Genomic DNA, 24,376 nt, shown 5'->3' with positions numbered 1-24,376 from the left:
CGCTTGCTTGCCAAGGTTGGATCACCTTCCTACTCAACAGTAGGTGTGATTCGTTGCATCGAGACGCCCGCTGCTGAGGCGCCAGCTTCTGGCAAGTCATGAGCGAACGCTCCCACCAGATCCACACCGTACTCTCTGACCGACTGACCGAGCCCCTGCGTTCTCGTGGCGCCGGCAATCACGACAGCGCGCCTTATCCCTGCATGCAGCGCATCATCGATAGTCATAGCTGCTCCAAGCGAGCATTCAGACGCCCTCACTACCGCTGAATCAATTCGCGAGTATCTCCCTTGTGTTTCGATCATCATGCCACTGTCATCTGTCAAAACTAACCTGGCAAAAGTCACTCGTTTTGGACGAACCTGTTTGAGCAGCAGCCGATCCCCCTTGGAGTAGGTGTCCCACTGCGTTTCCAAAGCCACCGGTCTTCCACGCTGGCGTACTAACTTGTTGATCACCTCACAGAGCTGATAGTTGTCACAGATGGCGACAAGGTTCATATCACTGACGAGCTCAGCGACAGCTTGCTCTAGAGACGAATGATCTGAACGCTGGCTCGCGATAGCACCACGATATGGCTCAATGTGGTGATTGGGGAAATAGCCTTGGAGTTGACCGACGATCTGGCTATTTAAGCTGTCGTCGACCGAAGTTGCCTGGTTGACCAAAAATACGACTCGGTCACGAGGGGTGAAGTGTTCTAGAAGCAGGGAAACTTCGACGGCGCTGTACCATTGGAAATCCCAAACGACGAAGGTTCGATACTCGCTTCGTCCGTCAGGTACTGATTCCCAATGAACCATCTGAGCCTCTGAGGCGTACCGCCCCGTCAACCCCTGATGAACAACACTCGGTTCAGATCCCCCTAAAATCTGCAGAATCGATGAAAATTCGTCACAGAACGACGCAGCCGATTCGTTACCTGAGTAAGTAAATATGGAAAACCGCGAATTAATCGCATCGCCAACAAGCTGGCCGTGGTCAGAGTCATTGAGGGCTCCGTATAAACTGGAATACCGGACGTAGGCATACTCGATCTCGCGGTCGGAGTACGTGGGAAAAAAGGCATGAGTTAGCTTCTGAAGTTGGGAGCGTATTGAACTCTGGATCAGGTGATGGCCCATGAGTTGAAAACTATCATGGTGTCCAACAACCAGATGCTTGTCCAGGCACTCAGGTAGCGCCGACCTCAGAGACGCCGGGAGATCTAAGGCATTCAAAACCGTTGCCCCCCGCTTGGCGTCAGTGAGCATCTTGGCGATTAGCTGATAGCTGGGAGTGCTCGCGAGCTGGCTGGCGGTCGAGGAATTGTCCTGCAAATGTCTAATACCCAGGAATGGAAACGCTTTGGCGGGCGTCTCAAATAGTGCACGAGTGCCTTCGGGGCCATGGAGGTGGCATATATTAAGCGCCTGATAGTGACAAAAGCCGGATTCAAGCATTAAGGTGGCTGCATCGAAGAGGCAAGATTGACGATTGGAATGATAGGCCAGCTGACTTGCATACGGCTCAGAGATGTAAATGCACAGAGCTCTGTAATCCTGCTGTTCCAACGCCAAGAGGGCGGCTGAGATACCCTGGGTACTCAAAGCCAGTAGCCTAACTTGCTCGCGCCTTGGTAAGTACAGTTCTGGCAAGTAGAAGTGGTGCTTGACCAGCAGGTGCCAATGAGCGGCTGAGGTCGACGTGGGCGTAAAATCCATCCTTCCTTGAGAACGGCGCACGCTGTATGTTTTGCCTGGTAGGAGTGCAGTCGTTGGTGCGCGTTCAAGCCTGAGAACCACGCGCCGTTTATTCCAAGGTAATACACCTTTGACGACTACAGTACCGTCAAGGCGGTGTATCACTTTAACTACCAAATACGTCGACATTAGTTAGTCCACTATCAATCGCTGGTTATAAAGATCCTTCCAACGAGCTTGGCTTTTTAGTAGTTCCCTCTTGAGTTTTTCATTATCTGATAAAACCTTGTGGAGCGAAACGTTGAGTTTTCCAAGTTTTGGCGGTGTGGAAGATGACATGCAGTTTGCCAACACTGAAGCATGAGTGTTTAGAAGACTAACAATCGCTCGCATATCATCATGTCCTCGACCTGGATAAAAACATTGGCGCGTGCAACCCACCAGCACAGCTAGGGATGAAAGATTGACTTCGCCATGATGCAGCGTCAGGCTCTGGCCGCTGCGTAAAATATCAACTACGGCCTTCTGGAGCTTTACAGCCTTTGTGTTGCCAACTGGCATTTTCAATATGGTTTCGATAAGCGTTTTAACGTCCATTTTTCCACTCCAGGTAGACTTTGCAATTATTGTAGGGTGTAACTAGCTCATCCTCCTCCGAGAATGTTTCTAAGTTATATAGAGCGCCGTCTTTGAATTGTAGGTTTCTCTGGCATTTCAAGATGTCATCAATAAGCATGCAAAGGCTATCTAGGTCGAATAACCGTGGATCGGACTTTACGATTTTGGGTGCCACCAATGCTAGTTTGTTGTGCGGGCTTTTTAGCTCTTTTTCTAGAATGGATACCTTTCGTGTGAGCTCAATATTCCGAATTTTAAGCGCATCGACTGAAGGCTCGTCGGTTTCCTTTGTGGTTCTTGAAACTAAATCCTTAATATATTTGTTTAGTAGCTTTCGATGTTCGCTTGTAGGCTTTCGAAAGATAGACGGATCAATGTCCAACTGCCTGCCAACCTCTAGCGTGAGCCGGTTAATCGAAGGGAACGGCTTCCCCTTTTTAAGAAGTATTAAACAGCTCTCGATACTACGGAGGGTGTTGGCAAGCTGGGTTGCCTGGTAGGCAGCGCAGTTTGGTTTCCGCTTCATTGGAGCTGGCTACCGATTGAGAGAGAGTTAGAGTCGATGCGTTCAGCAATGTCAGCCACGGACAGGTTCATAGTTCTCATGATCGAAAGGACTTGCCCAACATAGTTGTCCCGGGCAGGGCCTTGAGCAATGGCCATCTTAAGTAAGTCGGGATTCTTTGCGATTTTTTCAATCATGTATGGGTAGTTATGTGAGGCGAATTGAGGGTAGTCCTGACTGTCAAGCAGCTGAGCTATCACTCGTTGTGCAGGACTATTCATATCAATCTCATGAGACTGAAAGTCTTTAAGGTCTCGCATTCTGGTAATCAATCGTGGTTCAGAAGCGTCCTTGTCGAGGCGATCTTTTAAAGTCTGCTTCACCAAATGGTAGCTAGCCAATTCAAGCTTCGCCACGGTCAGTTCGTGATGGATAGCCTCGATTTCATGTCTGTTGGCTTTGCTTGCCTTAAGGGTTTTTAATTTGCCCACAAGACTTTCCGATTCGCCGATCAGTTTTCTTATCAAACAGTTTATCGCCGGCAAGTGATCGATACCGAACACGGCAATTGGGCACAATCCACATACTCTTGATCGGCCAGTGAAGGCGATGAGGCCTTTAGGACAATTACCGTTTTTAAGGCAAATACAGTTCGTGTAAAAGCCTACATCCGGATCTTTGTCGGTAGCGATAATCTGCATACCGGTCTTTTCATGCTCGATAACTGCTGAGTTTACGCTTATGAAGTTTTGGTCTTGGGATAGTTTGGTTCGGTCTGTACTCCAGCCGACACTAATAGCATTGGGGGTCATATAGGAGTTGCTTGCGGCAGGAGTCATCTGCGCCCAAGCGCTACGCATTATCAGTTTATTGGATTCTGATATCGCCTTAATCGACTCGGAGATGTTCGGGACAGTGTAGTAATCTGTGGTGTGAGCGTTTTTATGGGCGACCTGCTGCTGAGCAACTCGAATGTCAAGGTGGCCATAGATCCGGGCGTGTGTGATCCAGGTAGCTCTAAGTGAGTGTGGAGTATGGACAGACTTAATTTGCCCATGTTTGTTATACGTTACGAATTGGTGGTGGCGCTCTGAGGGAACTAGAGTGTTATAAGCGTCCTGTACGCCATAAAGTAATAGCGCCCACTTTTCGGAGTAATTGGAGTCAGAAAAGGGAAGCCCATGACTATTCCAAGGGCTGCGGAATAGGGAGTAGATTTCTCCGTACTCTTTAGGGTCTGTAGGGTCATTTTCATAGTATGTCGGAGGGAGGGGGCGTTGGAACACCTCGCGCTGGAAATGTCGTTCGGCGATTAAGGCGTTCATGACGTCATCAGGGATTACGACTGGACGATCTTGGCCATCTTTGTCGGTATTTACATAAAGAATGCAGGAGTTGAGTATTCGATGCTCAGGCTTGCTAAGTAAGTTGTCAAATGTATTGATATCGAGCCACTGGCAGTTTTGAAGGCGCAATCCACCATGTAGGGCAACGGAGAGCATCCTTGTAGCGCTGATCCAGGGCATATAAACTTCGGTAGTAGCGGCTCCATACAGGCCCGGATACCAGGAGTAGACGTTAATGATACGCGTGAGTGAGATAACTAGCGCGTCATCTTCGTCGTCAGGATTGCTAATCTGGATGTCGTGGCTCAAACCAAGTTCAAGTAGGTTGATCCACTCTGCTCGTCGGACTTCATCCAGTTGATTGCCTCTGAGTCTGCCCGTGAGGATCTGCTGTTGAAGAGATAGACCGATTTTATCAACGGCTTGGACGTATGCTTTAGCGATTACGGTTGAGTCAAGAGGAAGAACCACCTTGTCGGTACTTCCGCGTGCGCCGCTTCCAGAGCGATCAACCTTCAAGCTAACTGGATTATCAAATCCTGCCTCAACGGCAAACTCTACTCCGGCCTTTATGACTGCCTTGTCAACAATAATTACTTCGAAAAACTCGTGGATATTGGCTACGAATGCTGCCTTTGTTTTGGCGGAATATGTGGCATCATAATACTGGCTCAGTGTACAAGGGAGGGTGATCCCGTCGAGCGTTTTTCCTACCCCAAAAAGATTGGCTTCGAGATCCTCTTTGGATATCGTGTTATTCCAGAAAATCACTCTTTCAAATTCGGATGGTCGTTCGGGGAAACGAACAATCGAACGAGGATTCTCTTCAAACCACAATGGGAGATAACAAAATACATAATCTAAAAGAAAATTGATCGCCTGTATTTTTTTGGAGCGGTAGCGGGTCGAGTGACTTTGTCGCTCAAGATATGCAAGGTAATAGTTTGCCGCTGCTAGCCAAAACCTCGAGAGGTTTTCGATGTTTATGTGCTCGCTACCAGGATAAAAATTGTTCTTTAACCAAGAAAAATTTTTTGTGTCGCGTTCAGGTTTGGGGGCGAGTATTGAGCGCTGTTCAATGCTTAGCTCTGACTTATTGGCGAGCTGTTTGGCAATCTCGTTATCCCTCACCCGTTTTTTAAGCGCAGTATTTTCTCTCGCCCAATTAGACTGGTAGTGTCGTCTGGCGCGCTCGCGCTGCTTTGGAGTCATCTCCAAGGCGTCCTCGAACGGAACTGCGAAATAGTCCTTGAACTCTTCAATTGTCATCTTAAAGTCGTGGGCTGTAGACGACGAAGTGGATTTTGCCTGTAGATACTGGTGGTACTTCTCTAAATGATAGGCGTCTCCAGGAGATATGATATTAGGGTGCCTGGCGGCAAAAGTTTGGATCCATGGCAGATAGCGGAAAACATTTGGGTCGTGCACCCTATTGTCGCAAACACTTGGTGCTGCTTCCCAAAGCTCTTCAAAGCTTACGTCCTCAGCCTTTAGCCAGCTAGTTCTGTATTGGAAAACTCTTGAAGCTCTGGTTGTCTCTGGAAAGCCCTCTGAGTGCTCATAGATAAAACCTTTGCTTAATGATTCAAGCAGAGGGAATTTCGACCAGACACCTTGGAGCTGGAATGTGTGAGGCAAGGTCGCTAGGCCTTTCGACCACAAGATGAAAAACATTGCCCGAAACGATGCCCGTAATCCCATAGCGTCTTCTAAGAAGACTGGTAGGCATCCGGTTATCTTCTCATAAAGCGAACTCGCGATGGCATTGTCTTCTGTTTTGAGTAGTGCCAAGTCATACATTAGATCAAGGTGAGTTCTGTTGATTTTTTTGAAGCCAGTTAAGCTTCTAAGAATGAAAAGCGAAAACCTACTCCGATCCTGGCGACTAGAGCTGTCCAAGGCTTGGTCAACTTTATGGCCAAACTCCATTCGCATTTGTTTGCAAAGTGTTTTGAAGGCCTCTCGCACCTCTTTCTGGATGTTTACATTCGGTGCTAAGTTTACTTTTTCGGAGGTGTTAATCATGCGGCAATTCGCTCCGAAAGGTCATAGGCAAGCTCTGCGTATACAGCGGATCTGATCTGGTCAATGTTAGGATTTCTACCCCACAAAGCTTTCATGCGTTCTGCTGACTCGATTTCGGCGATCACAGTCTCTTCGCTAAGTCGAGCGTACTTTTCCGTTGACCTGATGTCCTTGTGGCCCATCAAAAGCTTTATCTCGGATAAAGTAAGACCCATCTGATTACGACCGGGGATGTAAACAAAGTTTCTTGCCCATACCCCGTAAAAATGTCTCAGGCTGTGAGAGGTATAGGGCGCACCAGTCGCAGGAGACATAGTGCCGAGATCCACCTGCGCCTTCCTCAAGGCTCTATTCAGACTTCTGTTGAGCGAATTCATATTCCTCAAGAAAAGCAAGGGCTCACCGTAAGTATGCTTTTCGCTCGAAACGAATAGATAGTCACTGTCTGTTGTTGGGCGGATATCAAGATAGTCGGCCAGGGCTTCAAAAAACATATTTTTGAAAGGCTCGAACATGACAATGGACGCAAGTGTCCTGCCTTTGAATGGCAGCTTTCTCGCTGCTTTCTCCGCCGCAGGGTTACGATGGTAGTTGGGATCTTCAATTTTGATTGTCCTCGCATCAATATCGATGTCTGACCTTCGGATCCCCCAAACTTCGGAGTGGCGCAATCCTCCTCCGGCAATCATGACAGCGGCGCATCGGCTTTCAGGATCTTCAATGTCATTGAGTAGTGTCAGAACATGTTCGGTGGGGAAGCTCCGACTTACCTGAGAGCCTTTGACCTTACCGCCAGGAATGCCACCTGGGGCGTAAGCGTGGGCATCCTTGGGGGTATTTCCAAACGTCAACGTATTGTTGTGAATGTTGTCCATTTCGGCTTTGGTACGCCGTCTGTCCTGCGTTTGAGGCAGGGACATAACATTGGAGAATGCGTCACTCTTGGTCAGGATCCGCATGAGGGATGCCAAGTCATTGAGCTTCATTTGGCTCGTGCGAAGGAAGTCATTGACCCCGGCCAAATATGTCTGGGCACTCCCAGATTTTACTGGCGTCTTTCCCAGGGCTTTAGCAGCTCGGCGTACGATGAAGTCAGTGCTGTTAATCCCTTTGGTCAAAAACTCCCAGTACAGGTTGATGGTCTTTTGGGCAACCTCGGGCGGCATGGGTGTGCCTCCCATCACACCTGTTTCGTAGCAGTAGTCGAAGAAATGCGCCACCGAGCCGCAATACTGGTAGGGCACTGACTCACCAAACGCATGGCCCACTTCTTTCGTCTTGTATCCCGCATACCTGTTGAAGGGGTCAATCGGACGCCCTGTGGCGGTCTCGAAGAGGCGAGGTGTATCCATCTGTATGAGGTAAACATGCTTCACAGGCTTTTCCTTTTGGCCTGGTAGCTCCAAGTTGGCAGTCGAGCATCTGTCTTTTGGGCTAGAGAAGACTGACAATTCTTGGTTAAAACATTAATCATGTATTGACACTCTTTTCTAAATGGTGTAAAAAATCGTGCCGGATTTTACACCTTTAGATTTTTAGTTGTGTAATTCCATTTAGAGATTAAAAGTCATCCATTGATGTTTTTCAGGAATATGGTGGGTGATTTGCCCTTGTCCGCAGCGTTCCGGGCGGATACCTATTGACCTCTCAGGTTGCTCGGCGAGAAGTCCGCACCATTCTTTGAGTCTCTTGTCCGATTCCTTCGCGCGACCAGCCAGGCACCCATCGCCCATACTGCAGTGCGAAAGTTGAGGCCGGCTTAGGGGTTCCCGGTGCGTCAGCAGAGGCTGTTTGGGTTTGTCGTAGCGGACGTTCTATGTGAGTCGCGACCGAATGCCTTCCTGCTTGCCTAAGACCTTCAGACCGCGTCTGACAGTTGATGACCGTTTGACTTTGATGCCCGGTTTTCTTTATTCACAAAATGATGTGAGCGCAGGTGGTCGCTGATTTACGCGGAGAAAGAGCTGCTTGATTGGAAGGCGGGTCTAGATAAGCGAGAGCGCTGATCAGAGAGGGTGGGGGCGGAGAGCACGTATTTACTGGGGGGTGGAGCAATTTTATGGAGCGGGTAGAGGGAATCGAACCCTCAACTAAAGCTTGGGAAGCTTTCGTTTTACCACTAAACTATACCCGCGTTTTGCACGTTCCTATGCTCACAAAACGACCTGTCCTATAAGAACCCTCGTCGGAAGCTTGGGAAGCTACTGTTCTACCATTAAACTATACCCGCTCAGAGCGGCTGACTTTGTACCAGATGTTCGCCAGGATTTGAAGTTTTTCTTCAAAAATGTGTGAGTTACAAGCGCAGCTGCTGACTTGCCCGCGATACCGGCACCTGTGTGTGTCAGTCACACTTCGGTGATGCTATCGCAGGCAAGCCGGCCCCCATACAAGCTCGCGCCTACAGTGGGTCTGATTTCAGATCGCGAAGGCATGCTGCGTCTGGCCTTGGTGATACCGCAACCGGCTGACCTGCCGCTCAGGTTTCAGAAAGTCCACCACCGCATCCCGACTGTCGCGGCACGCCGCCTTGTGCTCCATATCCAGAAAATGCCCGGTCGCCTGAATGGTGCTGAAGCTGCTGTTAGCCACGTACTGACCAAATAGCTTGGCATCCTGGGCGCTGGTGTATTCGTCCCATTCGCCGTTCACAAACAACACGGGAACGGCGATTTGCCTGGCCGCTTTGACGTAACACAGCCGGTCACTGTTCAGCACGTGGCTGATGTGAAAGTGCATCTGCCCGTATTCATGCTCGGCCAGGTTGCTGACGTGTTTGTAGTTGAAGCGTTTGAACAGCGACGGCAGGTGTTTGCCGATGGTGCTGTTGACCAGATGGCCGACGCGGTCGCGGTCGAGGTTGCCGAGGTAGTCGACGCCGCGTTCAAGGTAGTCGCGCATGGGGGCGTTGATCACCGGCGAGAACGAACTGATCACGGCCTTTTCAACCCGACGAGGGCGATGGGCGAGGGCAACCAGCGCGGCGGCGCCGCCCCAGGAAAATGACAATACGTGTTCGGCGGCGAAGTGGTCGATAAGCTCCAGCAGGATCTGGCCTTCGACTTCCTTTGTCAGCATCTGCTCATGGCGATTATGGATTTTGGAGCGGCCAGCGTAGGGCTGGTCGTACAAAACCACATTGAATTGCGGGTACAGGCTTTTCACGGTTTGAGCGAAGGATGCCGTGGTGGCCATGGAGCCGTTGACCAGGATGATGGTCTTTTCAGCAGCGTCCGCGCGATAGAACTCCGTGTAAACCCGATACTGACCCTGTATATCCAACACAGCGATTTCTGGCCTCATGTCGTAAGACTCCTGGCAAGCGGGTAGGGCGCGCAGGTAACTCTGCACGAGCTTTGTGACAGGTAGGCATACGCCTTGAAGTGGGAGGCCCATGTCGATCCGATGACGGCTGGCGGACGGGTGTTGTTATGGCGGGCTGTTTGCCGGGAAGGCCCGTAGATCAAGCGCGGGCGGGGCAATGTGTTTCTTGGAGGTTATAGGCGACTCGCCAGTCATATTTAAACTGGTGATCCTGATTCAAGCAGCAGAGGTGCCACCCCGCAAGGCGATGAGCCGATTTTTTGTCACCACCGGCCGAACGGTCGTCAGACTTGTCGGATTTCGTCGTCAGTCAGCGCCCGATACTCGCCTGGCGCAAGGGCAGCATCCAGCACCAAAGGGCCCATTTGCTCGCGATGCAGGCCGATCACCCTGTTATCAAAGTGCCCGAACATGCGCTTCACCTGGTGGTAGCGCCCTTCGATTATGCTGAGACGAGCGGTTCTCGGCCCAAGCAGTTCCAGCTCTGCGGGTTGCGTGGTCAGGTCTTCGAAAGCGAAATACAGGCCTTTGGCAAAGGTAATCGCGTACGCAGGGCTGATGTCTTGCTCGGTCTCTACCCGGTAGACCTTGGGCAACTTGGTTTGCGGTTGCGTCAGTCGGCGCGACCATTGGCCGTCGTTGGTGATCAGCATCAGCCCCGTAGTGTTGAAATCCAGGCGGCCGGCGATGTGCAAGTCGGCTTTGTCGGGCTCATTCAATAAATCCAGGACGGTCGGGTGTTGCGGGTCTGCCGTGGCGCTCACACAACCCTGGGGCTTATGCAGCATGAAGTAGCGCGCGGGTTTACCCGCCTGCAGCACTTCATCGTCGACGCAGACGCGGCTGAATTCGCGCACCTCATGATGAGGATCGTTGACTGCCACGCCATCGACCGACACCCGTCGTTCCACCAAGAGCAAACGCACTTGCTGGCGATTGAAGCGCGGCAGGTTACTGAGGAAACGATCAACCCGCATTACGTCGGCTCTGCCCCGCGTAATTGCTCATCCACCCTGGCACAGCGCGGGCACAAGCAGGCCTTGTTGCGCAATTCATCGGGCAGGGCCTGGAGCACGGCCGGGTCGATGGTGACGCTGTAGCACCAGCAGGCCCGGTCGACCGTACGTGGGTCAGCCAGGGTACAGTCGTTGCGGGCGCCGCAGGCAGGGCAGAGGGTTGGCGTGGTCATCGGCAGGTTCGGGCTTGGATCAGGCAAGGTTCCGGAGAATTCCGGTGTGCCTTGCACGATACAGGGCCGACTCCGCACAGGCTACTTAGAGCTGGAACTTGCTGACCAATGCATTGAAGGACGTGGCCAGGCGCGACAGGTCCTGGCTGTCGGCATTGGTCTGGTTGGCACCGGCGGCCGTCTGGGTGTACAGGTCCTGGATATTCAGCAGGTTGCGGTCTACTTCGCGGGCCACCTGGGCTTGCTCCTCCGATGCGGAGGCGATCACCAGGTTGCGTTCATTGATCATCGCCACACTGGCGGTGATGCGTTGCAGTGCTTCACCGGCGTTTTGCGCAAGGGCCTGGGTATTGTTGGCCCAGGTCAGGCTCTTGTTCATTGCCGCGACCGCACCATCAGCGCCGACTTGCACTTCGCCAATCATTTTTTCGATGTCGACCGTGGAGATCTGAGTGCGATGCGCCAGTGCACGCACCTCATCGGCGACCACTGCAAAACCGCGACCTTGCTCGCCCGCGCGGGCCGCTTCAATGGCGGCGTTGAGGGCCAGCAGGTTGGTCTGGTCGGCGATGCCACGGATCACATCGATCACCTTGCCGATTTCCCGCACTTGCCCGGCGAGATCTGCGACCGATTGCGTGGAATCGTCGATTTCACTCACCATCGAACTCATGCCGGACACGGCCTGTTCGACTTGCTGGCGACCGTCCTCGGCCTCGCTGGTGGCCTGGCGCGAAGCCTCTGAGGTCGATACGGCGTTGCTCGCCACTTCGTCCACCGCAGCGGTCATCTGGTTCACGGCCGTAGCGGCCTGTTGGATCTCATCATTCTGACGGGTCAGGCCACGGCTGCTTTCATCGGTGACCGCACTCAATTCTTCGGCGGCTGAAGCGAGCTGGTCGGAAGCTTTGGCGATTTCCATCAGGGTGCTTTTCAAGCCGCCCTGCATATCCGCCAGTGCCATCAGCAATTGCCCGGCTTCGTCGGTGCGTTCGGAGAGGATGGCCTGGGTCAGGTCGCCCTTGGCAATGCGTTGTGCGCTTTCCACAGCCTGGGCGATAGGGCGGGTGATCAGGCGGGTGATCAACACCCCAATGGTGATGGCAATGATGAAGGCCAGGACAATGCCACTGATCATCCACGCCAACGTACTGCCGCGCAGCTCATCGGCGGCGACGACGCCTTCCTTGATCTGGCGGTTATTGGATTCGATCATCACGCGGATCAACTCGCGCGCCTCACGGAAGAGTTCGTTGTTGGCGGTGTTGAGCTGGGTGCGGGCCTGTTCGACCTGGCCGCTGTCGAGCAGCGCCATGATGCGTTCGGAGCTGCTGATATAAGCGGGCCAAATCTGGTCGAGTTTATCTCCCGCTGCCCGTTCGTCATCTTCCAGCGGTGTTGCGCGGTAGGTAGCGTAAACCGCCTGGCTGCGCTTGAGTTCGTTGGCGATGTCCTGGCGCACGCGATCGCGGTCCTGGGTGGAGACGTCGCCCTTGCTTGCATCCATCAATCGGTACAGGCCCCGGTTATGCGCGACCAAGCCATTGAGGGTGGCCGCCGTATTGCTGACGGACACCAGATTGTTGGAGAACGTCTGCTCCAATGCTGTGGCGAGGCGCCCCCCCCTTTGATGCCCAGCAGGCCGACCCCGAGGGTGACCAGCGCACATAGAAGGAATGAAAGCAGCAGTTTGGTTGATATTTTCATGGGGCGAGTCCGGTCATAGTCGCGAAAGGCGCACGGTAGAGCCTCCCTGGCTTCGCGCGATGTCATAGTGATGTCATCGCAATTGGCAAAGTTTCGAGCTAGCTAAATTTACTGAAACGTTAAAGTGCGCGCAGATGTATCAAGCTGTTGCGAAAGCGCACCAGATTCGGTTTTTGATGTCAGATATTTCGTCATTCAGTGAAAGCTGAATGCCGCCCTTCAGCGTCGCTGGAGGTGCTCTTCCGCGGTCCAGGAGGCCGCCATGTATCGACGACTGCTGCTCAGTGCTTTACTCGGTCTGACCCTTTCTGCCTGTGTGCCCTATTACGATGGAGGCCAGAGCTATTACCGTTCTGAGGTCTACACCTCACCGGCGCCGGTGTACTACTACGGCGGTGGCGCGGCGTATCCTTACCGCCGTGACTATTACCCTTCGCCGCGCTATTACGCCCCCCAACCGCGTTATTACTCGGCACCGCGTTATTACCAGCCTGCGCCGCGCTATTACGGGCCGCGCGCCGGTTACCGGCCTTATCCGAATCAAGGCTGGGGTAGCGACCGTTGGGGTAATGGCGGGCATGGTCGCGGTTCCGACCACGGAGGTGGTCGCGGCGGTCACCGTTGACAGACCCGCATGGCAAGCGGCGCATGAAGCGCCGCTTTTTTATGGGCGCCAATAATCAGTAATCAGACAAGTCAGCCAGCGGATGGCGGCCTTCCCACGCCTTATTGAAATGCGCCTGCACCACCGTTTCTGGGACGGTATTGATATCGGGCCAATGCCAATGGGGCGTCTGGTCCTTGTCGATCAGTCGCGCACGCACGCCTTCGCTGAACTCCGGGTGGCGGCAGCAATTGAGACTAAGGGTGTATTCCATCTGGAACACTTGGGCCAGGGACAAATGCCGGGCGCGCTGGATCTGCTCCCATACCAGATGGGCGGTCAGTGGGCAGCCCTCGGTCAGCGTTTCGCCGGCACGGCTGAACAACGGATCGGCGTGCTCACGCAGTCGGCTCAAGGCGCGCCAGGCACAACGCACATCGCCCACGTCCAACCATTCGTCGATCTGTGCGCGCCGCGGCAGCCATTGCGCTTCGGGTTTCTGATCGACGGCTTCCTGAGCAAGCGCTTTGAGCAGGCTATTGAGTTGCACCGAGGTCTGTTCCTGCCAGTTCAGTTGCAGCAGGCCATCCAGCAGTTCGTCTTGTTGATCGTCGCGCAGGAAGCGGTCGGCCAGGCCAAGGTCCAAGGCGTCGCGACCGTTGATGTGCGCGCCGGTCAGGCCAAGGAACAAGCCGAGTTTGCCCGGCAGGCGCGACAGGAACCAGCTAGCGCCCACGTCCGGATACAAGCCGATACTGATCTCCGGCATTGCCAACCGGCTGCTCGGGGTGACGATACGCACCGACGCGCTTTGCAGCAGGCCCATGCCGCCGCCCAGTACATAACCGTGGCCCCAGCAGATCAGCGGTTTGGGGTAGGTGTGCAGGCGGTAGTCGAGGCGGTATTCCGCGGCGAAAAACTGCGCAGCCAATGGCGGCACCTCGCCGGGATGTTCACGGCAGGCCTGGGCCAGGCTGCGTACTTCGCCGCCAGCGCAAAACGCCTTGGGGCCGTTGCCACGCAACAGCACACACACGATGTTCGGGTCCTTGGCCCAGGTGTCCAGGCGGTCGCCGAGGGCGAGGATCATTGGCAAGGAGAGGGCATTGAGGGACTGTTCAGCATCGAGGCTGGCGATGCCGATGCGGGCACCGTCGCTGCCGGTTAGCTCTTCGAAGTGCAGGTTCATCGTGACCTCAATCGAGAAGGTGAAGGATCAGTATGATCGCTTCGTAAGAAAGTGCCGGCGGGGTGTCAGATCAATTGACAAGCGGAGTCGGCTTTCCTAGGGTTCGCCTCATTCTTTTTTACAAGACAATTCAACTATGACCGATGGCGACCGTATCAAACTCGAACCCAGCTGGAAACACGCCCTGCGCGATGAGTTCGACAAGCCCTACATGGTCCAGTTGCGCGAGTTTCTGCGCCAGGAACATGCCGCCGGAAAAGAAATCTACCCGCCGGGCCCGCTGATTTTCAATGCGCTCAATTCCACGCCGTTGGACAAGGTCAAAGTGGTGATCCTCGGCCAGGACCCGTACCACGGTCCCGGCCAGGCTCATGGGCTGTGCTTTTCGGTGCAACCGGGCGTGCCGACGCCGCCGTCGCTGGTGAATATCTATAAAGAGCTCAAGCGCGACCTGAACATCGACATCCCCAATCATGGTTACCTGCAAAGCTGGGCTGACCAAGGGGTTTTGATGCTCAACACCACCATGACCGTGGAGCGTGCCAACGCCAACGCCCATGCGGGCAAGGGCTGGCAGTTTTTTACCGATCGGGTTATCGAAGTGGTCAGCGAACATCAGCCGCATTTGGTGTTTTTGCTGTGGGGCGCACATGCGCAGGGCAAGCAGAAGTTGGTCGATGCGACCAAGCACCTCGTGTTGACCTCGGTGCACCCGTCGCCGTTGTCGGCGTATCGCGGGTTCTTGGGTTGTGGGCATTTCAGCCGCACCAACAAGTTTCTTGAGCAGAATGGCGAGGCACCGATTGAGTGGCGGTTGCCGCCCGTCTGATCCGCGCGGTACTAAAGCCTGACCATCGAAACCGAGCCATTCTCGATATCAGCGACATATAGATTTCGGCCATCCGGGGCGACAACCATACCCCGCGGTTTGTCGAAGCCTTCAATAGTGCCGGTGATGCGGTTCAGACGCGTGTCAATAATGCTGATCCGACGCCCGTCTGTTTCAGAGATATACGCCATTTCGCTGAGCCGATTGAAGGCAATGGCCCAAGGCCCCTCAAGGTTGCTGATTTCTTTGCTGACGTCGGGGATCAAGGCATTGCCAACGGTCACCTTTCCACTTTCGCGGTGTGTGATGTAGAGGTTTGGATAGCGCGGGCTGTAAGCGATGGCCGTGGGGGGGCCGGCGGCGATGCCGATATACGCGGTGACATTATTGCTCGCGAGGTCGACGATGGCCCAGCCGTGACTATCCGTGGCGACGTGAGCACGCGTGTTGTCCGGTGCGATCACCACGTCTTTAGGGCCATGCACCGGTGTCTCACTCACTCGTTGATAGGTGCTGGTATCAAAGGCAACCAGTTTCGAGTCGCCGTGATCAGCCACATATAATCTTGTACCCGTTGAGTTCCGCGCCATGCCATTCACCGTGATGAGCCCTGTGATGGTTTTGACTACGGTGTTATTCAGGGTTTCGATGACGTTGATGGGGGTTCCAGTCGCGACACTGTTGTCACTCACATAAACCCGGGAGTCATCCGGGCTGATTACTATCCTTATGGGAGAACCCAGGCCTGTTAGGGTCTGTATTACCCGCAGAGGTTGGGTGCCGAGGACGGTGATGGATCCCGTTGTAGCGCTTGTCACATACAGACGTGTGCCTGCACGGTTCATCACCAGGCTATTGGGGTCGCCTGGTACTGCGATGGTTTCCACAATCGCTGCAGGTTTTGGGGCGTCGTCAGAGGTCGGTGGGCGTGGCTCATTGTGTTTGGTCATGATGAGCAATTCGAGTAGGCGGAAAGGGTGCAGTCATCACCTGTACTCACGCGATCTGCACCACAGATTGAGCGCTCAGTGAGTGAGGTTGACTACCTGTGAAAAATGACAGTTCAGATGAGCGGTCATGGTTCCTGGGAGACCTTTGCACAGCGGCTCTGCTCAGGGTAGGCGGTTCCAGTGTCTGAACAGCGGCTCCGCCAAAAACAACACGAATAGTAAGCGCATCACCTGCATCGCCGTCACCAGCGGCACCGACAGTTGCAGGGTCTCGGCGGTGAGGCTCATCTCGGCAATGCCGCCGGGCATCATGCCCAGGGTCAGCGAGCGCAGGTCCAGATGGGTCAGGGCGCTCAAACCCAACGCCGCCAATGTCGCCAGCGCCATGGTCAAGGCCGTGCCGATCAGGGTGCGGCCCATGAACGATGGCGCACGTCGAAAGAACTGACGATTGAAGTGGCAGCCCAAACCGCTGCCGATCAGCCATTGGCCAATCTGGCTGCCGCCGTCGGGTAGGCCGATATGCAGGTCCCAGACCACACTGGCAGTGGCGCTCACCAGCAAGGGGCCGAACAACCACGGGTTCGGCTGACGCAAACGCTGCCAGCACCAGGCCACCAGCGCACCCATCGGAAACAGGACTAACAACCAAGGCCAACTCACCGGCGCCGGATGAAACTGCGGGGTGCCGCCTTCCAGCAGATACTTGAAGATCGCCGGCACACACAGCACCACCACCAGCACCCGCAAACTTTGCCCCGCCGCGACCCGGCTGAGCACTGCGCCATTGCGTGCGCCGAGGTTGACCATCTCACCGGAGCCACCCGGCATGCTGGAGAAAAATGCGGTGGCGCGGTCTTCACCGCTGCGCCTCATCAACCACACGCCGACCACGCTCGACAGGCTGGTGACCAGCGCACCAAAAAAAATCAGCCCGAAGTGGCTCATTACCTGCTCGATCATCACCGGGGTGAAGTGCAGGCCAATGCCTATGCCCACCACCCATTGGCCGCATTTGCGCCCGCCGGGTATCTCGGCCAACTGCCAAGGCGTGAGGCAACGCACCAGAATGATCGCCAGCAACGAGCCGACCATGTACGGCAAAGGCCAGCCGACGAGGCTGGCCAGGTAACCGCCGGCCAGGCCGACCAGCGGTGTTCCCCACCAGTGTTTAAAGGTGGTCTCAGGCATCGGCCACGGCACGACGCTGCAAGGCACGTTTGCGGTAGATGCGCACCAGCGGGAGGGCCAGCATCAGCGCAGTCAGTACCCATACACCAAAGGTGATCGGGCTCGACCAGAGGATTTGCAGGTCACCGTTGGAGATCGACAACGCACGGCGTAGGTTCTGCTCCATCAAGCCGCCCAGGATAAAGCCCAGCAGCACCGGCGACAGCGGGAAGTCGAGCTTGCGCAGGATGTAACCGAAGATGCCGATACCCACCATCAGGAACAGGTCGAAGGTGGTCGCGTGAACGGCGTAGACACCAATCGCCGTGATGATCGCGATCACTGGCACCAGCGCCCAGTTTGGCACGGCCAGGATGCGCGTGAAGATACGGATCATCGGGATGTTGAGGACCACCAGCATGATGTTGGCGATAAACAGCGAGGCGATCAGGCCCCAGACGATATCCGGTTGCTGTTGAAACAGCAGCGGGCCAGGGGTGATGTTGTACAGCGACAGTGCGCCGATCATCACCGCCGTGGTGCCCGAGCCGGGTACGCCAAGCGTCAGCATCGGCACCAGCGCACCGCAGGCGGACGCTCCGATCGCGGTTTCCGGAGCGGCGAGGCCGCGCATGTCGCCCTGGCCGAATGTACCGCTGGCACCGGCCAGGCGTTTTTCGGTCATGTAGGCAACCGCCGAGGCCAAGGTCGCACCGGCACCGGGCAACACGCCCATGATGAAACCGAGCAGTCCGCAACGGATGTTTACTACAAAGACAGAAGATGCTTCCTTCAGGTTGAACATCATCCGTCCGGTCGCTTTCACAGCTTCCTGACCACGGTGGGTTTTTTCCAGCAGCAACAGGATCTCGCTGATGGAGAACAAGCCCAGCACCAACACCACAAACTGGATGCCGTCGGTGAGGTGAATGTTATCGCCGGTAAAACGGTACACACCGCTGTTGGCGTCGATGCCCACCGCCGAGAGGAACAGGCCGATCAGCGCCGCCACAAACGTCTTCAGGGGTTTATCACCCGCCATCCCGCCGAGACAGACAATCGCGAATACCATCAGTACGAAGTATTCCGCCGGGCCGAAGGCAATCGCCCATTTGGCCAGCAGCGGCGCAAACAGCACCATGCCGCAGGTAGCGATAAACGCACCGATGAATGAGCTCCAGGCCGACAACGACAGCGCTACACCCGCCAGGCCTTTGCGGGCCATCGGGTAGCCGTCGAGGGTGGTCATCACGGTGGACGCTTCGCCCGGAATGTTGAGCAGGATCGAGCTGATCCGGCCACCGTACTCGCAGCCCAGGTACACGGCTGCCAGCAGGATCAGCGCCGATTCCGGCGGCAGGCCGAGGGCGAAGGCGATCGGAATCAACAGCGCCACGCCGTTGATCGGGCCAAGGCCCGGCAACAGGCCGACCACGGTGCCGATCAGGGTGCCGCACAGCGCGGTTATCAGGTTGTAGGGGGACAGTGCAACGCCAAAGCCTTGGCCCAAGTAGCCGAAAGTATCCATATCAGTTCTCCAGAACGTCGAGCAGGCCAAGGGGCAGCGGCACATCCATGACTTTATCGAACAGCAGATAAAGCCCGACGGCCATTAGGCTGACGATCATCACACTGGGCAGCCAGCGGCCGCCGTACAGGCGTGCCATCGGGATGCCGATCAGCATACTGCTGAGGATGAAGCCCAGAGGTTCGAAGGTGCCTGCGAACACGATCAACAGCCCGACGCACACGCCGATCTTGATCAAGGTGGCACGGTCCAGCGCGGGTTCTTCTTCGGTATGGCGAGTTGGCTGCGGGCGAATCAGCATGTAGATCAGCGCCAGGCTCATCAGCCCGAGCATCAGCAGCGGGAAGGCGCGTGGCCCGACTGGTTCGTATGAAAATGCGGCGTGATAGCGCCACGCCATCGCTGCGAGGCCGGCGCAGGCCAGCAGCAACACGGCGGCAAAAATGCGTTGTAAGAGCATGTTGAACTCCTGGGCCACGCCGCGTGTTTAAACGGGCGTGGCCGCGCGACAGAAGGGCGATTACTGGATCAGGCCGAACTCTTTGGCCAGCACTTTGTAGTCAGCCACCTGTTTCTTCACGTAGGTGTCCAGCTCTGGGCCGGTCATGGCAAACGGGAACAGCTCGCGCTGGTCACGCAGCTTGGCGAACTCTTCAGAGGCCAGCAGTTTGTCGAACGCGTCCTTCCACCAGGCGTAGTCGGCATCGCTGACTTTTGGCCCCAGGTAGAAACCGCGAACCACCGGCCAGACGATGTCGTAGCCTTGCTCTTTGGCGGTCGGAATATTCTTCATTTCCGGCTCATCCAGGCGCTGTTCGGAGAACACCGCCAGCAGACGCATATCGCCGCTCAAGATGTGCGGCATGGAGTCGGAGATGTCGGTACTGCCCACTTGGATGTGGCCGCCGAGCAGAGCGGTGGCGATTTCACCGCCGCCTTCCAAGGCCACATAACGCAGCTCGCGCGGGTTGATTCCGGCGGCTCTGGCGATCAGCGCGGTTTGCATCCAGTCCTGGCTGCCCACAGTGCCGCCGGAACCGATCACTACGCTGCCTGGATCTTTCTTCAAGGCTTTGACGAGATCGTCGAGGTTCTTGTAGGGCGAATCGGCTTTCACCGCGATGGCGCCGTAGCTGGTGCCGACCGCTGCCAACCAACGCACGGCGCTTTCATCGAAGCGACCGAACTTGCCTTGGGCCAGGTTCAACAGCGAACCGCTGGACCACGCAACCAAGGTGCCGCCGTCCGCAGGGCGTTGGGCAACCACCGCGTTGTAGGCCACGGCACCGACGCCGCCAGGCATGTAGGTGACGCGCATCGGCTTGCTCAGCAGCTTCTGGTTGACCAGCGCGCTTTGCGCCAGTTTGCAAGTAAGGTCAAAGCCGCCGCCAGGCGATGCTGGGGCGATACATTCCGGGCGCTTGGGTTCATCAGCGGCTAACAGTTGGCCGGCAAACAGCATGCAGCCGGCGGCGAGCGCGAATTTACGAAGGGAAGGGGTCATGCCTGTCTCCATTATTGTTCTTATTGGGACGAAAACGCTTCGAGGCGTTTTTCGGTTGCTATCACTCAAATAGCTTGGCAGGCGTAACCTGCCGTAGCTGGATGCTAAAGCGCGAAGCTTTCACTAACCTTTCAGTCACCTTTCAATGTCTTCGGGCTTCACAGGGCAGGCGGCGCCTGTAAACTGCCCGGCAATGCGCGGTGCCGACCACGCCTGAATGAGGTAGAAATCCATGCGTGTCTTGCTGGTTGAAGACCATCTGCAACTCGCCGAAAGTGTTGCGCAAGCGCTCAAGAGCACGGGTTTGACCGTTGACGTGCTGCACGATGGGGTGGCGGCGGACCTGGCCCTGAGCAGCGAGGAATACGCGGCGGCGATACTCGATGTGGGGCTGCCACGCATGGATGGTTTCGAGGTGCTCGCGCGTTTGCGCGCCCGTGGAAAAAACTTGCCGGTGCTGATGTTGACGGCACGCAGTGATGTGAAGGACCGCGTACACGGCCTGAACCTGGGGGCTGACGACTACCTCGCCAAACCTTTCGAATTGACGGAGCTGGAGGCGCGGGTCAAGGCGTTGCTGCGGCGCAGCGTGTTGGGTGGCGAGCGTCAGCAGGCCTGCGGCGTGCTGGTCTACGACCTCGACACCCGGCGTTTCACCGTGGGTGGTGAGCTGATGACGCTTACTTCCCGTGAGCAAGCAGTGCTCGAAGCGCTGATCGCTCGCCCGGGTCGGGTGATGAGCAAGGAGCAGTTAGCCTCCCAGGTGTTCGGCCTGGATGAGGAGGCTAGTCCGGATGCCATCGAAATCTACGTGCACCGCCTGCGCAAGAAACTCGACGGCCAGCCCATCGCTATCGTGACCTTTCGTGGCCTTGGGTACTTGCTGGAAGCTCGCGATGCATAAGCCCAGCAGCCTGCGCTGGCGCCTGCTGTGGAACCTGGCGCTGCTGCTGGTGTTGTTGATGTTCGCCAGCGGCATGAGCGCCTACTGGAATGGCCGCGAGGCCGCAGATACCGCCTACGACCGCACACTGCTGGCCTCGGCGCGCACTATCGCCGCTGGCTTGACCCAAGTAGATGGCACCTTGAGCGCCAATGTGCCCTACGTCGCCCTGGACACTTTTGCCTACGACAGTGCCGGCCGGATTTATTACCAGGTCAATGACATCCACCAGCAGTTGATCTCCGGCTACGAAAACCTTCCCGGCCCACCGCCGGGCACGCCGCGCACCGATGACTATCCGGCACTGGCACGTTTCTATGACGCCGTGTATCAGGGCCAGGAAGTGCGTGTGGTGAGCCTGCTAAAGGCTGTCTCTGAACCCAACATGAATGGCATGGCGGAAATCCGCGTCGCCGAAACCGATGAAGCGCGCGTAAGCATGGCTCGCAGCCTGATGGCCGACACCTTGCTGCGCCTGGGCATGCTCGGTATCGGCGCGTTGTTGCTGGTGTGGTTTGCCGTGAGTGCGGCGTTGCGGCCGTTGGAGCGTTTGCGCACGGCGGTGGAGGAGCGCCAGCCCGACGACTTGCGTCCTTTGCCGTTGGTGGAAGTGCAGCACGAGTTCGGCCCGTTAGTGCGGTCCCTCAACCACTTCACCGAGCGCCTGCGCGGCCAGTTCGAGCGCCAGGCGCAGTTTATTGCCGATGCGGCCCATGAGTTGCGTACGCCGCTGGCAGCGCTGAAGGCCCGGTTGGAACTGGGCTTGCGCGCCGAAGATCCCGCCATCTGGCGCAGTACTTTGGAATCCGCGGCCCAGGGCACTGACCGTCTGACTCATCTGGCCAATCAACTGTTGTCTCTGGCACGCATCGAAAACGGTGCCCGAGCGATTGCCGAAGGCGGCGCGCAGCTACTTGACCTCAGCCAATTGGCTCGCGAGCTGGGCATGGCCATGGCGCCGTTGGCCCACGCACGCGGCGTGGCGTTGGCGTTGGAAGCCGACGAGCCAGTGTGGTTGCGCGGTGAGCCAACGCTGTTGAATGAGCTGTTGAGCAATCTAGTGGACAATGCCTTGGCTCATACGACGCCGGGTGGCAACGTGATCCTGCGTGTAACGGCACCGGCGGTGCTGGAAGTGGAGGATGACGGCCCCGGTATTCCGCAGGATGAGCGGGATCGGGTGTTCGAACGCTTCTACCGCCGTAGCCAACAAGGCATGGGGTCAGGCCTGGGGTTGGCGATTGTCGGTGAAATCTGCCGGGCGCATCTGGCGCAGATCAGCCTGCACGATGGCGAGCAGGCCGGGTTGAAGGTGCGGGTGAGTTTTATCGCGGGCTGATCAGTAGAACATCGAGCGTGCTTCATCCAACTCGGCGCGCAAGGATTCGCTGTAGGGGTCGATGCGCAGTTTCTTGATCGCCGGCAGGGTAGAGGCCGATACGCTTGCCAGGGGGTGATCGGTGCCGCGATGGCAATACAGCACGGCGACTTGCACTACATCGATGTAGTCGAGTCTGGCCGAATCGCGTTCCAGGTCCAGGTACTGGCCGGGCAGTTTCGCCAGCATTTCCGGAAAGTCCCAGCCGCTTAGCAGTTTGTCGCCCAGTAACGGGTGGATGCTCTCGATTACATGGTTGAGGCTGACCGAGTCCGACAGCAGCTCATAGTGGTCTTCTGCGTACGTCAGGATCGGCAGCACGCCGATCTGGTGCACCAGGCCGCCGAGGGCCGCCTGGTCGGGCTTGAGCTGGCTGTGACTGCGGCATAAGGCATAGCTGACGCCCGCTACTTCGAGGCTGCGACGCCACACATCACGCATTTTCTGATCAATCACATCGGAGCGGGCTTGAAAAATCTGCTCCATGACCAGGCCGATTGCGAGGTTGCTGCTGTAGTTGGTGCCCAGCCGGGTGATGGCGGTGTGCAGGTCGGTGACTTCCTGGGTCGCACGCAACAGCGGGCTGTTGACCACTTTTATCAGGCGAGCCGACAGCGCGGTATCGCGACCGATCACTTTGCTCAAGTGGCTGATGCTGATTTCCGGGTCTTCAGCGGCCTGACGAATATTCAGGGCTACTTCCGGCAATGTCGGCAGAACCAGGTCATCGTTGTCGATGGCCGTCACTAAAGCCTGTTGGACTTTTTCCGCCAGCTCGTTCATTCATGCTCTCTAGCGTGTTGCAAAAAGGTATGGCGACTAACGCTGGATCTCTCGATCACGGTCGAGTGTGTAAGGCAGGTCAAGCAGCTGTAAGGCGGGACCTTCTAGCGTGCCTAAATGCACATCGCCACTATCGGCAGCTTCGGCTTGCAATACGGCCAGAAGTTCAACGTTTTGGTCAGCTTTTGCGGCAATGACCACTTCGCCGATCGAGCTGTTATGGCTGGGAGAGAACAACGGCGTGCCCGGCTCGGGCATTTCAGCGGTATTGAGGCTCAAGCGGTACAGCCGACGTTTGAGTTTTCCCAGGTACTGCATGCGCGCTACGATTTCCTGGCCGGTGTAGCAGCCCTTCTTGAAGCTGACGGCGCCCACGGCTTGCAGGTTGAGCATCTGCGGGATGAACAGCTCGCGCGTCTGCGGCATGACCTGGCCAATACCTGCGCGGATTTGACCCAGGAGCCAATCATTCAAATCTGTTTCTTTTAATTGCTTGGCCAGTTGCTCGTGCACGGCCTCAGCGTGTTCGGTGGGTACCCAGAGTTCGGCGCGCTCAGGGGACACGCGGGTGGCAATCAATGCGTTGCTGCGGGCGACGCTATCGGTCTCGGCCGGCAGTTCCAGGCCTAGGCTGGCCAACGCCTGATTCGCGCTCACGAGGCCGAAACGCACCCAGGCGGCGGTTTCGTCGGTGAGCTTGGATTTGGAGAACACGGCGTACTTCTTCAGGTCTGCCAACTGCGGTTCCAGCAGCTCAGTGGCCATTGCCAGTAACACGCCGTCACCTTGCAGCAGGATGCGAAAGCTCGACTGCATACGTCCTTTTTGTGTGCAGCGCGCGCCGAGGCTGGCCTGGGTCTCGCTCAGGTAATTGAGGTTGCAGGTCAGTTGGCCCTGAAGGAATTTGGCAGCGTCGGCGCCTCGGACGGCGAGAACGCCTTCGTGGGATAGGGGGCAGAAGAAAGCAGAGTCAGCCATGGGTCATCGCAGGTCAAAAAGTCATGGGTGCATCATAGAGGGGCGCCCGGCAAATGGATAGTTTCCGTATGGGGCGACCAAAGCCGACTGTTCCGGTGCCGTCGGGCCTGTATACTTGCGCTCT

The 24,376-nt window shown here is 56.2% G+C and carries 20 protein-coding genes and 1 tRNA gene; 4 read left to right on the top strand and 17 right to left on the bottom strand.

The window, feature by feature from the left end; translation table 11 throughout:
* Nucleotides 1–29: 29 nt before the first annotated feature.
* The 9 genes from AACY08_RS20940 to AACY08_RS20900 form a co-directional block, all read right to left on the bottom strand.
* On the bottom strand, nt 30–1,871 hold the full coding sequence (locus AACY08_RS20940) for a hypothetical protein (protein WP_339471250.1): 1,842 nt from the start codon (nt 1,869–1,871) through the stop codon (nt 30–32).
* A gap of 3 nt (nt 1,872–1,874) precedes the next feature.
* A complete protein-coding gene (locus AACY08_RS20935; RefSeq protein WP_339471249.1) occupies nt 1,875–2,279 on the bottom strand; it encodes a hypothetical protein in 405 nt (134 codons plus the stop codon).
* A 543-nt stretch (nt 2,280–2,822) separates the two neighbouring features.
* On the bottom strand, nt 2,823–6,176 hold the full coding sequence (locus tag AACY08_RS20930) for a hypothetical protein (protein ID WP_339471248.1): 3,354 nt from the start codon (nt 6,174–6,176) through the stop codon (nt 2,823–2,825).
* The gene (locus AACY08_RS20925; protein ID WP_339471247.1) at nt 6,173–7,552 is read right to left on the bottom strand and encodes a tyrosine-type recombinase/integrase; all 1,380 of its coding nucleotides are present in this window, start codon (nt 7,550–7,552) and stop codon (nt 6,173–6,175) included. The genes AACY08_RS20930 and AACY08_RS20925 overlap by 4 nt, the downstream gene beginning before the upstream one ends.
* A gap of 684 nt (nt 7,553–8,236) precedes the next feature.
* Nucleotides 8,237–8,310: transfer RNA gene (locus AACY08_RS20920), tRNA-Gly, on the bottom strand.
* Between the two features lie 284 nt (nt 8,311–8,594).
* Nucleotides 8,595–9,479, bottom strand: coding sequence for an alpha/beta fold hydrolase (locus tag AACY08_RS20915; RefSeq protein WP_339471246.1), 885 nt, complete (start codon nt 9,477–9,479; stop codon nt 8,595–8,597).
* 305 nt (nt 9,480–9,784) lie between these two features.
* Entirely contained in the window at nt 9,785–10,477 is a 693-nt protein-coding gene (locus AACY08_RS20910; protein ID WP_339471244.1) for a 16S rRNA pseudouridine(516) synthase, read from the bottom strand.
* Nucleotides 10,477–10,689, bottom strand: a complete 213-nt coding sequence (locus AACY08_RS20905; protein ID WP_339415050.1) for a cysteine-rich CWC family protein — start codon at nt 10,687–10,689, stop codon at nt 10,477–10,479. The genes AACY08_RS20910 and AACY08_RS20905 overlap by 1 nt, the downstream gene beginning before the upstream one ends.
* An 85-nt stretch (nt 10,690–10,774) precedes the next feature.
* On the bottom strand, nt 10,775–12,358 hold the full coding sequence (locus AACY08_RS20900) for a methyl-accepting chemotaxis protein (protein WP_445262036.1): 1,584 nt from the start codon (nt 12,356–12,358) through the stop codon (nt 10,775–10,777).
* A gap of 300 nt (nt 12,359–12,658) precedes the next feature.
* Here AACY08_RS20900 and AACY08_RS20895 point away from each other — a divergent pair, with 300 nt between their 5' ends.
* Entirely contained in the window at nt 12,659–13,021 is a 363-nt protein-coding gene (locus AACY08_RS20895) for a hypothetical protein (protein WP_339414961.1), read from the top strand.
* Nucleotides 13,022–13,076: 55 nt separating this feature from the next.
* Here the strand turns inward: AACY08_RS20895 and AACY08_RS20890 are convergent, their stop codons facing one another.
* Entirely contained in the window at nt 13,077–14,189 is a 1,113-nt protein-coding gene (locus AACY08_RS20890; protein ID WP_339471243.1) for an enoyl-CoA hydratase/isomerase family protein, read from the bottom strand.
* A gap of 136 nt (nt 14,190–14,325) precedes the next feature.
* Here AACY08_RS20890 and ung point away from each other — a divergent pair, with 136 nt between their 5' ends.
* Nucleotides 14,326–15,018: a uracil-DNA glycosylase gene (ung, locus tag AACY08_RS20885; RefSeq protein ID WP_339471242.1), complete on the top strand. Its 693-nt coding sequence runs from the start codon at nt 14,326–14,328 to the stop codon at nt 15,016–15,018.
* Nucleotides 15,019–15,029: 11 nt separating this feature from the next.
* On the opposite strand, the gene AACY08_RS20880 is transcribed toward ung, so the two are convergent.
* The 5 genes from AACY08_RS20880 to AACY08_RS20860 all read right to left on the bottom strand — a co-directional run bounded on the left by AACY08_RS20880 (nt 15,030) and on the right by AACY08_RS20860 (nt 20,170).
* Nucleotides 15,030–15,968, bottom strand: a complete 939-nt coding sequence (locus AACY08_RS20880) for a YncE family protein (protein WP_339471241.1) — start codon at nt 15,966–15,968, stop codon at nt 15,030–15,032.
* A 162-nt stretch (nt 15,969–16,130) separates the two neighbouring features.
* Complete coding sequence (locus AACY08_RS20875) at nt 16,131–17,159, bottom strand: AbrB family transcriptional regulator (protein ID WP_339471240.1); 1,029 nt, start codon at nt 17,157–17,159, stop codon at nt 16,131–16,133.
* Nucleotides 17,152–18,666: a tripartite tricarboxylate transporter permease gene (locus AACY08_RS20870; RefSeq protein WP_339414956.1), complete on the bottom strand. Its 1,515-nt coding sequence runs from the start codon at nt 18,664–18,666 to the stop codon at nt 17,152–17,154. The genes AACY08_RS20875 and AACY08_RS20870 overlap by 8 nt, the downstream gene beginning before the upstream one ends.
* A 1-nt stretch (nt 18,667) precedes the next feature.
* The gene (locus AACY08_RS20865) at nt 18,668–19,126 is read right to left on the bottom strand and encodes a tripartite tricarboxylate transporter TctB family protein (protein WP_339471239.1); all 459 of its coding nucleotides are present in this window, start codon (nt 19,124–19,126) and stop codon (nt 18,668–18,670) included.
* A gap of 60 nt (nt 19,127–19,186) precedes the next feature.
* The gene (locus AACY08_RS20860) at nt 19,187–20,170 is read right to left on the bottom strand and encodes a Bug family tripartite tricarboxylate transporter substrate binding protein (protein ID WP_339414954.1); all 984 of its coding nucleotides are present in this window, start codon (nt 20,168–20,170) and stop codon (nt 19,187–19,189) included.
* Nucleotides 20,171–20,402: 232 nt separating this feature from the next.
* Between AACY08_RS20860 and AACY08_RS20855 the strand changes: the two genes are divergently transcribed.
* Both AACY08_RS20855 and AACY08_RS20850 read left to right on the top strand, forming a co-directional pair.
* Nucleotides 20,403–21,074 carry a response regulator gene (locus AACY08_RS20855; RefSeq protein WP_010212220.1) on the top strand — a complete coding sequence of 224 codons (672 nt, stop codon included), beginning with the start codon at nt 20,403–20,405 and terminating at the stop codon, nt 21,072–21,074.
* The gene (locus AACY08_RS20850) at nt 21,067–22,452 is read left to right on the top strand and encodes a sensor histidine kinase (RefSeq protein WP_339471238.1); all 1,386 of its coding nucleotides are present in this window, start codon (nt 21,067–21,069) and stop codon (nt 22,450–22,452) included. Before AACY08_RS20855 ends, AACY08_RS20850 begins: the two co-directional genes overlap by 8 nt.
* Here AACY08_RS20850 and AACY08_RS20845 read toward each other — a convergent pair whose 3' ends face one another.
* On the bottom strand, nt 22,453–23,274 hold the full coding sequence (locus tag AACY08_RS20845) for an HDOD domain-containing protein (RefSeq protein WP_339471237.1): 822 nt from the start codon (nt 23,272–23,274) through the stop codon (nt 22,453–22,455).
* A gap of 36 nt (nt 23,275–23,310) precedes the next feature.
* Nucleotides 23,311–24,252: a CAF17-like 4Fe-4S cluster assembly/insertion protein YgfZ gene (gene ygfZ / locus AACY08_RS20840; RefSeq protein WP_339471236.1), complete on the bottom strand. Its 942-nt coding sequence runs from the start codon at nt 24,250–24,252 to the stop codon at nt 23,311–23,313.
* Nucleotides 24,253–24,376: the final 124 nt, after the last annotated feature.

The sequence above is a fragment of the Pseudomonas sp. EL_65y_Pfl1_R83 genome, from assembly GCF_963970695.1.
GTDB lineage: Bacteria > Pseudomonadota > Gammaproteobacteria > Pseudomonadales > Pseudomonadaceae > Aquipseudomonas > Aquipseudomonas tritici.
This window is presented reverse-complemented; position numbering and strand designations above follow the sequence as displayed.